The 12,328-nt window shown below is 54.4% G+C and carries 13 protein-coding genes; 6 read left to right on the forward strand and 7 right to left on the reverse strand.

Going from position 1 to position 12,328, the window contains the following annotated elements:
* From ACOTZD_RS13410 to ACOTZD_RS13425, 4 genes are all read right to left on the reverse strand, one after another.
* On the reverse strand, positions 1-197 hold a 197-nt coding region (locus ACOTZD_RS13410; RefSeq protein ID WP_165824037.1), incomplete at its 3' end, for a 4Fe-4S binding protein.
* A gap of 10 nt (positions 198-207) precedes the next feature.
* Positions 208-2,646: a selenate/tellurate reductase subunit YnfE gene (ynfE, locus tag ACOTZD_RS13415; RefSeq protein ID WP_421636310.1), complete on the reverse strand. Its 2,439-nt coding sequence runs from the start codon at positions 2,644-2,646 to the stop codon at positions 208-210.
* Between the two features lie 130 nt (positions 2,647-2,776).
* Positions 2,777-3,082 carry a DUF1161 domain-containing protein gene (locus ACOTZD_RS13420; RefSeq protein WP_003857424.1) on the reverse strand — a complete coding sequence of 102 codons (306 nt, stop codon included), beginning with the start codon at positions 3,080-3,082 and terminating at the stop codon, positions 2,777-2,779.
* Positions 3,083-3,184: 102 nt separating this feature from the next.
* Positions 3,185-4,039 (reverse strand): benzoate transporter, encoded by an 855-nt coding sequence (locus ACOTZD_RS13425; protein ID WP_003857421.1) that lies wholly within the window; start codon positions 4,037-4,039, stop codon positions 3,185-3,187.
* A gap of 192 nt (positions 4,040-4,231) precedes the next feature.
* Here ACOTZD_RS13425 and ACOTZD_RS13430 point away from each other — a divergent pair, with 192 nt between their 5' ends.
* The gene (locus ACOTZD_RS13430; protein ID WP_003857419.1) at positions 4,232-4,942 is read left to right on the forward strand and encodes a YnfC family lipoprotein; all 711 of its coding nucleotides are present in this window, start codon (positions 4,232-4,234) and stop codon (positions 4,940-4,942) included.
* A gap of 17 nt (positions 4,943-4,959) precedes the next feature.
* Here the strand turns inward: ACOTZD_RS13430 and speG are convergent, their stop codons facing one another.
* Together speG and ACOTZD_RS13440 are read right to left on the reverse strand one after the other, a co-directional pair.
* Positions 4,960-5,520 carry a spermidine N1-acetyltransferase gene (gene speG / locus ACOTZD_RS13435; protein ID WP_003857416.1) on the reverse strand — a complete coding sequence of 187 codons (561 nt, stop codon included), beginning with the start codon at positions 5,518-5,520 and terminating at the stop codon, positions 4,960-4,962.
* Complete coding sequence (locus ACOTZD_RS13440) at positions 5,520-5,858, reverse strand: DUF1283 family protein (protein ID WP_023300007.1); 339 nt, start codon at positions 5,856-5,858, stop codon at positions 5,520-5,522. Before ACOTZD_RS13440 ends, speG begins: the two co-directional genes overlap by 1 nt.
* A 150-nt stretch (positions 5,859-6,008) precedes the next feature.
* Between ACOTZD_RS13440 and ACOTZD_RS13445 the strand changes: the two genes are divergently transcribed.
* The 5 genes from ACOTZD_RS13445 to ACOTZD_RS13465 all read left to right on the forward strand — a co-directional run bounded on the left by ACOTZD_RS13445 (position 6,009) and on the right by ACOTZD_RS13465 (position 11,835).
* A complete protein-coding gene (locus ACOTZD_RS13445; RefSeq protein WP_003857412.1) occupies positions 6,009-6,335 on the forward strand; it encodes a YnfA family protein in 327 nt (108 codons plus the stop codon).
* A gap of 111 nt (positions 6,336-6,446) precedes the next feature.
* Positions 6,447-7,661, forward strand: a complete 1,215-nt coding sequence (manD, locus tag ACOTZD_RS13450) for a D-mannonate dehydratase ManD (RefSeq protein WP_023314071.1) — start codon at positions 6,447-6,449, stop codon at positions 7,659-7,661.
* 14 nt (positions 7,662-7,675) lie between these two features.
* On the forward strand, positions 7,676-8,695 hold the full coding sequence (locus ACOTZD_RS13455; RefSeq protein WP_032658316.1) for a Zn-dependent oxidoreductase: 1,020 nt from the start codon (positions 7,676-7,678) through the stop codon (positions 8,693-8,695).
* 73 nt (positions 8,696-8,768) lie between these two features.
* Positions 8,769-10,148, forward strand: coding sequence for an MFS transporter (locus tag ACOTZD_RS13460; RefSeq protein WP_023314073.1), 1,380 nt, complete (start codon positions 8,769-8,771; stop codon positions 10,146-10,148).
* A 223-nt stretch (positions 10,149-10,371) separates the two neighbouring features.
* Positions 10,372-11,835, forward strand: a complete 1,464-nt coding sequence (locus tag ACOTZD_RS13465; protein WP_174402337.1) for a mannitol dehydrogenase family protein — start codon at positions 10,372-10,374, stop codon at positions 11,833-11,835.
* 44 nt (positions 11,836-11,879) lie between these two features.
* On the opposite strand, the gene ydfZ is transcribed toward ACOTZD_RS13465, so the two are convergent.
* Positions 11,880-12,083 (reverse strand): putative selenium delivery protein YdfZ, encoded by a 204-nt coding sequence (gene ydfZ / locus ACOTZD_RS13470; RefSeq protein ID WP_003857405.1) that lies wholly within the window; start codon positions 12,081-12,083, stop codon positions 11,880-11,882.
* Positions 12,084-12,328 lie beyond the last annotated feature (245 nt).

Raw genomic sequence — 12,328 nt, forward strand, 5'->3', positions numbered from 1 at the left:
GCAATCGACAGGTAATAGGCGAAGACATTCTGATGCCAGACGCCGTTATCCTCCTGCCAGTCGCCGCCCGCATATTCATAAATACGACGGAAGCTAACGTCCGGGGTCAGGTCTTTGTAATCCTTGCAGGCCAGCTCGCAGGTTTTGCACCCGGTGCAGCGGCTGGAATCAATAAAAAATCCATACTGGGTTGTCATCGGTTAATCCTTATGCCTTCTCGATCTGCACCAGGTTCGTGTGCTGCGGGTTGCCTTTCGCCAGCGGTGACGGGCGGTGCGTGGTCAGGGTATTGATGCAGGAGCCGTGATCGACACGATCGCCGTTCATGTTGGCGTCATGCCAGGCGCCCTGGCCCATCGCGCTTACGCCGGGCATGATGCGCGGGGTGACTTTCGCAGCAATGCGCACTTCGCCGCGGTCGTTGAAGACGCGCACCATATCCCCATTTTTGATACCTCGTTGCTCTGCATCCACAGGGTTAAGCCACACCTCCTGGCGACAGGCGGCCTGGAGCACATCTACGTTGCCGTAACTGGAGTGGGTACGGGCTTTAAAGTGGAAACCGAACAGTTGCAGCGGGAATTTGCTGCGCTCGGGCGCGTCCCAGCCTTCAAAGGTTGAGGTATAGACCGGCAGCGGGGTGATGGTTTCGTCTTTTTGCAGTTCCCAGGTTGCCGCAATATCCGCCAGCTTGCTGGAGTAGATCTCGATTTTGCCCGACGGGGTTTTCAGCGGATTGGCATCCGGATCGTCACGGAATTTTTTATAGGCCACAAAATGTCCATTTGGATCTTTGCGCTTATAAATACCCATTTTTTTCAGCGCGTCGTAGGACGGCAGCAGCGGATCTTTGGCGACCATTTTGGCGTACAGGTAGCGCAGCCACTGCTCCTGCGTACGGCCTTCGGTGAATTTCTGATGGATATCCGGTCCGAGGCGTTTCGCCACTTCGCTCATGATCCAGTTAATGGGCTTGCGCTCGAACTTCGGGGCGGTAACCGGCTGGAGGAAAATCAGGTATCCCATGTTGCCGGCGTAATCGTTGGGGATGATATCTTCCTGCTCGACGGTCATCAGATCCGGCAGAACAATATCGGCATACTTCGCAGACGAGGTCATGAAGTTATCAATGACGACGATCGTTTCGCACTTGCTCTCATCCTGCAAAATGTCGTGAGTTTTGTTGATATCGGAGTGCTGGTTGATGATGGTATTACCCGCGTAGTTCCAGATGAACTTGATCGGCACATCGAGCTTATCTTTGCCGCGTACGCCGTCGCGCAGGGCGGTCATCTCCGGTCCACGCACGATGGCATCCGTCCAGCTGAAGCAGGAGATTTGCGTTTTCACCGGATTTTCCGGCAGCGGCATGCGTTCGATGGTGATGGTGTAGGTCGATTCGCGTGCGCCGCTGTTACCGCCGTTAATGCCGACGTTGCCGGTCAGGATCGGCAGCATGGCGATGGCGCGGGACGTTTGCTCCCCGTTTGCCTGACGCTGCGGGCCCCAGCCCTGGCAAATGTAGGCCGGTTTCGCCGAACCGATTTCACGGGCCAGCTTAATGATGCGTTCGGCAGGGATGCCCGTTATGCGAGACGCCCAATCCGGAGTTTTCGCGGTTTTGTCATCACCCTGGCCGAGAATATAGGCTTTGTAATGACCATTAGCCGGTGCGCCTTCCGGCAGGGTTTTTTCGTCATAACCCACGCAGTATTTATCGAGGAAAGGTTGATCGACGAGGTTTTCATTAATCAGCACCCACGCAATACCTGCCACCAGTGCGGCATCGGTACCCGGACGAATCGGGATCCACTCGTCTTCACGCCCTGCGGCAGTGTCGGTATAACGCGGATCGATAACGATCATCCGCGCGTTTGACCGTTCGCGCGCCTGCTCAAGGTAGTATGTGATCCCGCCGCCGCTCATGCGCGTTTCCGCCGGATTATTGCCGAACATCACCACCAGTTTGGTGTTTTCGATATCCGATGTGCTGTTGCCGTCGTTGCTGCCGTAGGTGTAGGGCATTGCGCAGGCGATCTGCGCGGTGCTGTAGGTGCCGTAGTGGCTGAGGAAGCCGCCGTAGCAGTTCATCAGGCGCGCGACCAGCGAGGCGTAAGGGGAGGAACGGGTGATGTTGCCGCCTACAATTCCGGAGGAGTAGTTAATGTAGACCGCTTCGTTGCCGTATTTTTCGACCACGCTTTTCAGACTCGCGGCGATGGTGTCCAGCGCTTCTTCCCAGGTGATACGCTCAAACTTGCCTTCTCCGCGTTTGCCCACGCGTTTCATCGGATAGTTCAGACGGTCTGGGTGATTGATGCGACGGCGAATTGAACGGCCTCGCAGGCAGGCGCGAACCTGATGGTTGCCGTAAACATCCTCGCCGGTATTATCCGTTTCAACCCAATAGACTTCGTCATCGCGAACGTGCAGACGCAGCGCGCAGCGGCTACCGCAGTTTACCGAGCAGGCGCCCCAGACGACTTTATCTTCTGCGGGCTGAATAGCGGACTGCACAGCGGCGGCGGCGCTTTTCAGACCAAAAGGTAATGCGATCCCACCGGCGGCAAGCGCCAGAGATCCTATGGCAGTAGATTTAACCAGAGTTCGACGGCTTATCCCGCCGTGATGTTCAACTTCGGACATGACTCACCCCATCATTGTTAATAATTATTTTCACCCGTGACTACAACCGGGCTAATGATGGGGGGAGTGTTACTTATTTAGAGGTATTAAATATTAATCCTCGTCAAATCAGGGGAATTGAGTGGGGAAATCATTGCGGCTCAGCGGGCGCATTCTCCTGCGTACCTGCGCCGCTCACCGGGTAGTTGCCGCTACTGGTGCGGGTGTACAAAATTTTGAAAGTATCGTTGGCACAATGCCCAACGACCTGCGCATCCGGCTGATCGGCCTGATCGTTCGGGACGATGTTCAGGGTAAAGCCAGACTCCGGTACGCCGTTGTTGATAATCTTCTGCTGAATGTCGCTTTTCACGCGCTCGCAGGAATCCGGGGCCGCAAGAAGAGCGGGTGAAGCACTCATTAACAGCAGGGCGGTAATCCAGGGTAACCGTTTCATCTGTAGCTCCTTTTCACTGTGTAGACTGTAAGCATAGCAGGGCTAGGGTAAGCTTTTGTTTTTGGGTCTGTCTTTCTGAATTGTCCTGGAGCCCTGCCTGCGTCATAAAATAAATTGCGAATAATGGTGCTGATTGTCTACCAGATAAGAAGGCAGGGTGCGTTTTGATACCTCTTGCCTGACCAGTTTTCGGTCTCGTCCCCATATATCTTCGGCGTTGGTGATAACCTTCATAATATGTTCCGGGTTATTGAATTCCGGCAGATCGTATTCGGTATGAGAAATGGTAGACATTTTTTCGGAAATTCTTTCTGGGGTCATTACCCAGGAGAAATGCCAGCCGCCATCTTTCACAATCTTATTATTGATTTTTAGCCAGTTCCATTTAAACCATGACCAGTTTTTATCTTTGCGCGCACGCTTCCAGTTTCGGAAAGATTCAGGCTCACCGTGGAAGAAATGCTTAAGGTTGTAATAGGACGTCGCGCGCGGCAAGGTACATTTTCTCGGCGTACCATCCGTGTTGTGAACCTGGAGATTAAACTGATAGTTGAATACGTTTTGATGAATAGTCGTGCAGAGCGCGCGCGGATTAATGGCCCTGACCGTGTCGGGAGAGAAGATTTCGTCAACGTCTGACACCAGAATCAGATCGTCGTCTGCCGCGTCTTTTAACCCGTTCATAATGGAGTTGCGAAGCGCTGCTTCATTTGCCCATGCATCAACCTGGTTATTATCCGCCCGGTTTAAAATAGGCTGCGCGTCAAAAGGCACGTAAATGATTTTGTCTTTGAATTTGGCAAACTTCGTAATATCGAAATGCAATTCTCGCGGTATGCCCGTAAAAGAGTGTGTTGCTTCTACAATGACAAAACGGTCAACAACATCAGCGAGAGTATGTAATCTGATGTCGAGCAACATATCTTCGTCATAGTATAAAAAACAGTCGTAAATCATGATGTTAACCCGAAAATTTAAGAATCTAATTTTATAATAGTGTGGAATCTTCCGCGCCCAAAGTAGCCACTTTGGCAGGTCTCGTCAATGCAAACGACGGATTTATACAGCGCGAAGAGTCAAATGAAGTGCTGTTATGTAAGTTGCTGTATTTGCTAATATGATTGTATCTCTCTCTGAACGGTAAATGATGTGAACAAATACGCAGCGATAACGCTACTGGCAACGGTACTGGTGGGATGCGACAACAACACCGCGCCGCTGTCATTTACGCCAGAGATGGCGAGCTTTTCGAACGAGTTTGACTTTGATCCTCTGCGCGGGCCGGTGAAGGATTTTACCCAGACGCTATTCAACGATAAGGGTGAAGTCTCTAAACGTGTGACCGGCACGATGTCAACGGAAGGGTGTTTCGATACGCTTGAACTGCACGATCTCGAAGCGAATACGGGCGTTGCGCTGGTGCTGGATGCTAACTACTACGTCGATGCGGAAACCCAGCAGCAGAAGGTAAAGTTGCAGGGGAAATGCCAGCTGGCGGAACTGCCGTCTGCCGGCCTGACGTGGGACACCGACGATAACGGGTTTGTGGTTGCAGCGCACAGTAAAGAGATGGAAGTGAAGTACCAGTATGACGCCGACGGCTATCCGCTGGGTAAAACTACGGTTTCCGGCGACCAGCGTTTATCGGTCAAGTCGGTGCCTTCGAAAGATCTGCGCAAGCGCATGGATTATACGGCGGTAAGCCTGTTGAACGATAAACCGATGGGCAATGTAAAGCAGAGCTGTGATTACGATCGCCACAACAACCCGGTGAACTGTGAGCTGGTGATCACAGATGACAGCGTCAAACCTGCCGTTGAGCGCAAGTACACCATCAAAAACAGCATTGAATATTATTGAGAATAAAACCGCGCAGGTTACTGCGCGGTAGGTTTAAGCAGGCTGGCGGAGGAGGACTTATGCCCGGCCAGATGCTGATGCTGGAAAATGCACATGCGTATGGTGTTACGGTATTCGCCGTTAATAAAGAACTCATGGATCAGTTCACCTTCCACCATAAAGCCCAGCTTACGGTAGATATGAATCGCTTTTTCGTTCTCTTTGTCGACGATAAGGTAAAGCTTGTAGAGATTCAGGACGTTAAACCCGTAATCCATCGCCAGCTTTGCCGCTCGCGACGCAAGACCTTTCCCCTGGTGCTCCGGTGAAATAATGATCTGAAATTCCGCCCGACGGTGAACGTGGTTGATCTCAACCAGTTCAACCAGCCCGGCTTTTTCACCTTCGCACTCCACCACAAACCGGCGTTCACTCTGATCGTGGATATGCTTATCGTAGAGATCGGACAGCTCGACAAACGCCTCATAAGGCTCTTCAAACCAGTAGCGCATCACGCTGGCATTGTTGTCGAGCTGGTGAACAAAGCGTAAATCTTCGCGCTCCAGCGGACGGAGCTTAACGTCACACGGCGTCGACATTACGGTGCTACCGTGCGGCCAGTGCGACGATCGAGACAGCGCAGGGTGTTAGGCTCCCAGTAAGCGTTGACGTTGGCACTTTGCTGGCATTTGTCGCGGGCATCAAACGCGACGTCTTCTTTATCCCACTCTTTCTCCACGCGCTTATTCACTTTCTGACGCAGGCTGCGGGTGTCATTCCATTGTTCTTTGTCCATGGCAGCATTCTGGCGGCTTTGCGCGCTGTCACCAGACTCAATGATGAGTTTGCTGGTTTCGGCTGATGCCGTTGCGGCGAAGGCGAACGAGGACAGTGCCAGTGCGGCTGTCAGACAAAGGCGTTTGCTTAATGTAGTCATAGCGTTTCCTTTAAACGGGTGCAGACAATCGGATTACCCCGTTGGATTCTACACCAATCCGAAAGGGTGTCATACCCGCGCGGCAGGTATGGGAACGATGTGAACATTATCGCGTATGATGTCTAAATCAATCCTCACGAAACGAGAAAAATGTTCAAAACGACGCTGCTTTTTTTCGCGACCGCGCTGTGCGAAATCATCGGATGCTTTTTGCCGTGGCTCTGGCTAAAGCGGGGCGCTTCCGCGCTGCTGCTGATCCCGGCGGGTGTGTCCCTGGCCCTTTTTGTCTGGCTGCTCACCCTGCATCCGGCCGCCAGCGGGAGGGTATATGCGGCCTACGGCGGAGTGTATGTCTGTACCGCGCTGCTGTGGCTGCGCGTTGTCGATGGCGTCAGGCTAAGCCTGTATGACTGGGCAGGCGCGCTGATTGCCCTGTGCGGCATGTTGATCATCGTGGCCGGTTGGGGACGCGCATAAGCGTCCTTATAGTGTGATCACCCGCTGATTTTACGATCATTATACTTGTATGGTAGTAGTGTAGTTGCGTAAATTTCCTCCATCACAACGAGCGATGTAAGGAAATGGATTATGAAGATTGTCGGGGCTGAAGTATTTGTCACCTGCCCGGGGCGTAACTTTGTCACCCTTAAAATTACGACCGATGAAGGCATTGTCGGCCTGGGTGATGCCACGCTGAACGGACGCGAACTTTCCGTTGCCTCTTACCTGAAAGATCACCTGTGCCCTCAGCTGATTGGCCGCGATGCGCACCGCATCGAAGATATCTGGCAGTTCTTCTATAAAGGCGCTTACTGGCGTCGTGGTCCGGTCACCATGTCAGCGATTTCTGCCGTGGATATGGCGCTATGGGACATTAAGGCGAAAGCCGCGAACATGCCGCTCTATCAGCTTCTGGGCGGGGCTTCCCGGGAAGGGGTGATGGTTTATTGTCACACCACCGGGCACACCATTGACGACGTGCTGGAAGATTATGCCCGTCATAAAGAGATGGGCTTCAAGGCAATTCGCGTGCAGTGCGGCGTGCCGGGAATGAAAACCACCTACGGCATGGCCAAAGGCAAAGGGCTGGCGTATGAACCTGCGACCAAGGGCGCCTGGCCGGAAGAGCAGCTGTGGTCCACCGAGAAATACCTCGACTTCACGCCCAAACTGTTCGACGCAGTGCGCAGCCAGTTCGGTTTCAGTGAACATCTCCTTCACGACATGCACCACCGTCTGACGCCCATCGAAGCGGCGCGGTTCGGCAAAAGTATTGAAGATTACCGCCTGTTCTGGATGGAAGATCCGACTCCCGCTGAAAACCAGGAGTGTTTCCGCCTGATCCGCCAGCACACCGTCACGCCAATTGCGGTGGGGGAAGTGTTCAACAGCATCTGGGACTGCAAGCAGCTGATTGAAGAGCAGCTCATTGACTATATCCGCGCCACCATAACCCATGCGGGCGGCATCACCGGGATGCGTCGCATTGCGGACTTTGCCTCACTCTACCAGGTGCGTACCGGCTCACACGGCCCGTCGGATCTGTCGCCGATTTGCCACGCCGCGGCGCTGCATTTTGACCTGTGGGTACCGAACTTTGGTGTGCAGGAGTATATGGGTTATTCAGAGCAGATGCTGGAAGTGTTCCCGCACAGCTGGCGCTTCGATAACGGCTATATGCACCCGGGCGACAAGCCAGGGCTGGGCATTGAGTTTGATGAGAAGCTGGCAGCGAAATACCCGTACGATCCGGCTTATCTGCCGGTGGCCCGTCTGGAAGACGGCACTCTCTGGAACTGGTAAACGAGGAGCGAATGATGAAAAGCGTAGTGATCCAACAGCCGAATGCGCTAGTGATTGAGGAGCGTCCTCTCCCGTTGCCGGGGGCAGGCGACGTCCGCGTCAAAATTAAACTCGCCGGTATCTGCGGTTCAGACAGCCATATCTATCGCGGGCATAACCCGTTTGCAAAATATCCGCGGGTAATCGGTCACGAATTCTTTGGCGAAATAGACGCGGTTGGCGAAGGCGTGGAGGGCACCCGACTGGGTCAGCGCGTTTCGGTGGATCCGGTGATCAGCTGCGGGCACTGCTACCCCTGTTCCGTTGGTAAACCGAACGTTTGCACCTCGCTGGTGGTGCTGGGCGTCCATCGCGACGGTGGTTTCAGCGAATACGCCGTCGTGCCGGCGAAAAATGCCTGGCACATTCCGGATGCGATCCCTGACAAACACGCGGTGATGGTTGAGCCATTCACCATTGCCGCCAACGTGACGGGGCAGGCGAAACCCACCGAACAGGACGTGGCGCTGATCTACGGCGCAGGCCCGATGGGGCTGGTCACCGTGCAGGCGCTGAAGGGCGTTTACAAGGTGAAGCAGGTCATCGTGGTAGACCGCATTGATGAGCGGCTGGAGATGGCGCAACGCAGCGGCGCAGACTGGGTCTTCAACAACGGCGAGCAGTCGTTACAGACTGCGCTGGATGAAAAAGGCATCAAGCCGACATTAATCATCGATGCTGCCTGTCATCCGTCCATTTTGCAGGAAGCGATTACGCTGGCGTCTCCGGCGGCGCGCATCGTGCTGATGGGATTTTCCAGCGACCCGAGCCAGATCGTGCAGCAGGGGATCACCGGCAAAGAGCTGTCGATCTTCTCTTCGCGCCTGAATGCCAACAAATTCCCGGTGGTCATTGACTGGCTGGAAAAAGGGCTGATCGACCCTGAAAAACTGGTCACCCATACATTTGACTATCACCACGTTACAGACGCCATCGAACTGTTTGAAAAAGACCAGCGGCAGTGCTGCAAAGTCTTGCTCACGTTCGACCAATAATAATTCACGCGGTTAAGAGCCTGCGAAGACAGGCTCTAAGTGGTACGCATCTTACCTTTCAGAGATAGCCATTATGACTCAAGCACAACCTCAAAGAAGTACGTCAGATTTGGTGAAAGCCGCCGTATCTGGCTGGCTGGGCACCGCCCTGGAATTTATGGATTTCCAGCTCTACTCCCTTGGCGCCGCGCTGGTGTTTCATGAAATTTTCTTCCCTGAGCAATCGGCGGCCATGGCGCTGATCCTGGCGATGGGCACCTACGGCGCAGGCTACATCGCGCGTATCGTCGGGGCATTTATCTTCGGCAGAATGGGCGACAGAATTGGCCGTAAAAAAGTGCTGTTTATCACCATCACCATGATGGGGATCTGTACCACCTTAATCGGCGTGCTGCCGACCTACGCGCAGATCGGGATTTTCGCACCGGTGCTGCTGGTGACGCTGCGTATTATTCAGGGGCTTGGCGCGGGGGCAGAAATCTCCGGTGCGGGCACCATGCTGGCGGAGTACGCGCCGAAGGGTAAACGCGGCATCATCTCCTCGCTGGTGGCCATGGGCACCAACTGCGGAACGCTGAGCGCCACGGCGATCTGGGCCGTGATGTTCTTTGCCCTCGATCGTGAAGAACTTATTGCCTGGGGCTGGCGCGTGCCATTCCTCGCCAGCGTGGTGGTGATGATCTTCGCCATCTGGCTGCGTATGAACCTTAAAGAGAGCCCGGTGTTTGAGAAGGTTAACGACGCCGAAACCGTTGCGCCAGCGGCGGCGCAGGATACCTCATTAGGCGCGATGTTTAAGAGCAAATCGTTCTGGCTGGCGACGGGGCTGCGCTTTGGCCAGGCCGGTAACTCTGGGCTTATCCAGACCTTCCTTGCCGGGTATCTGGTGCAGACGCTGTTATTTGATAAGGCGATCCCAACCGATGCGCTGATGATCAGTTCGATTCTCGGCTTCCTCACCATTCCGCTGCTGGGCTGGCTGTCCGATAAAGTGGGGCGCCGTCTGCCGTATATCATCCTTAACATTTCAGCCATTATTCTGGCTTACCCGATGCTGTCGATTATTGTTGATAAGAGTTACGCGCCGGGCGTGATTATGCTCTCTATCATCGTTATTCATAACTTTGCGGTCCTCGGGCTGTTTGCGCTGGAAAACATCACCATGGCAGAGATGTTTGGTTCGCGGAACCGCTTTACCCGCATGGCAATCTCGAAAGAGGCGGGAGGGCTGGTGGCCGTAGGCTTTGGTCCGGTGCTGGCGGGGATCTTCTGCAATATGACCGGGTCCTGGTGGCCAATTGTGGCGATGCTGGTGGCGTACTCGCTGATTGGGCTGGTCTCCGCTTTGCTGATGCCGGAAGTGCGCGACCGCGATCTGAGTGAAGCCGAAGATGCAGCCGAAGCGCCGCATAAAGAAGCGGTAGCCTACGGCGCGCTCTCTTCACGCCGCTAGTGGTTTACATCTTGTGTTACCTGTCACACAACTTTTTACTGATGTCACACCACATGGCGAAAAGTTAATGTAAATCAAGATCTGAAAACGACGTATCAGTATGGTTAATGGCAGCGTTTTTTGACTCCTACTGCCATTCTAGTTGGTGTAGTCAGCAGGCGCTGCCGCTCTGAAAAGGAAGCGGCAGCGGATCACAGCGTTCATTAATTAACGAGTCTCAATCATGGAAAACCAGTTATTACAGGCGAAGGCAACGCGTCCTCAGTACGATCGCGACAGCCTCAAGGCACGCATTGTTCATTTAGGGTTTGGCGCGTTCCACCGCGCGCACCAGGCGGTGTACACCGATATACTCGCCGCAGAACAGGGCAGCGACTGGGGTTACTGCGAAGTTAACCTGATTGGCGGCGAACAGCAGGTCGCCGATCTGAAGGCACAGGATAACCTTTATACCGTGGCAGAGATGTCTGCCGATGCGTGGACAGCGCGCGTGGTCGGCGTCGTCAAAAACGCGCTGCATGCGCAGGTCGACGGGCTGGAAACCGTGTTGGCGGCGCTGTGCGAGCCACAGGTCGCCATTGTTTCCCTGACCATCACCGAGAAAGGGTATTGCCATTCCCCGGCAACAGGACAACTGATGTTCGATCATCCGTTAATCGTTGCCGACCTGCAAAACCCCCATCAGCCGAAATCTGCGCCGGGCGTCGTGGTTGAAGCGTTGGCGCGGCGTAAGGCGGCGGGGCTGCCAGCATTCAGCGTGATGTCATGCGATAACATGCCGGAGAACGGCCACGTGATGCGCAATGTCACCTGCGCCTACGCGCGCGCTGTTGACGGCGAACTGGCCGACTGGATTGAAGCGAACGTCACCTTCCCGTCAACCATGGTGGACCGTATTGTGCCCGCCGTCACGGCTGACACGCTGGATAAAATCGAACAGCTGACCGGCGTACGCGATCCGGCAGGTGTCGCCTGCGAGCCGTTCCGCCAGTGGGTGGTGGAAGATAATTTCGTCGCCGGACGTCCAAAGTGGGAAAAGGCCGGTGCGGAACTGGTTTCTGATGTCATTCCGTTTGAAGAGATGAAGCTGCGAATGCTTAACGGCAGCCACTCGTTCCTGGCCTATCTCGGCTACCTTGCCGGTTATCAGCACATTAACGACTGCATGGAAGATGAACATTATCGCGCAGCCGCGCATGCGCTGATGCTGAAAGAGCAGGCGCCGACTCTGAAAGTAAAGGGGGTGGATTTAGCTCACTATGCTGACCTGTTGATCGCGCGCTACAGCAATCCGGCCCTGCGTCACCGCACCTGGCAAATCGCCATGGACGGTAGCCAGAAATTGCCGCAGCGGATGCTCGATTCCGTGCGCTGGCACCTGGTCCACCAGAAACCCTTCCCGCTGCTGGCCCTCGGTGTGGCGGGCTGGATGCGTTATGTCGGCGGTGTGGATGAGCAGGGTAACCCGATTGAGGTGAGTGACCCGCAGCTGGCGGTGATTCAGGCGGCGGTAAACGGTAGCGCTGAAGGCGAAAGCCGCGTTAATGCGCTGTTGGGCATTGAGGCTATTTTCGGTAACGAGCTGCCGAAGGACGCGGTGTTTGTGGCGTCGGTCATGCAGGCTTATCAGACGTTGCTGCAAAAAGGCGCGAAGGCCACGGTTGCTGAGTACGCCACCCGGCTTTAACGCTATGACATGCCGCCGTCCGCGGCGGCATGTCGGGGCGCAGCTTAGTGCATCCCCAGGCGAATCAGCTCAATCGGTTCGAACTTACCTTCGCATCCTTCCACTTCAACCGTTTTACCACGACGCACCTGCTCGGCATTAAGGCCGTCGCTGTGGATCGCTTTAATCACGCCGAACTGACCTGTGCCGCTAATCATGACGCGGCTGCCAGTGGTGATTGCATTTCGGTTACGGTCGTATGTCATCATGGTATTTTCTCCTCTCGTACTTATCCGCTACGGCGCTAATTCGACGGCTGCCGTTCACGGGGCACTATTAATACGCCTCTCTTTAACGAAATTATTTGCTTTTGATCAAGCTCACACTTTTTTCTTATTTCATGCAGGCGTTGACGGTTCAGGACACCACTTTACAAAGCGGACAGTTATTTTCCTTAATTGATAGTTTCCGGATGCAAGTGTTTAGGCTTTGTTTATATCCACAATGTCATTCT

It is taken from the genome of Enterobacter cloacae complex sp. SHL022 (genome assembly GCF_049237785.1).
Classification (GTDB): domain Bacteria; phylum Pseudomonadota; class Gammaproteobacteria; order Enterobacterales; family Enterobacteriaceae; genus Enterobacter; species Enterobacter hormaechei_C.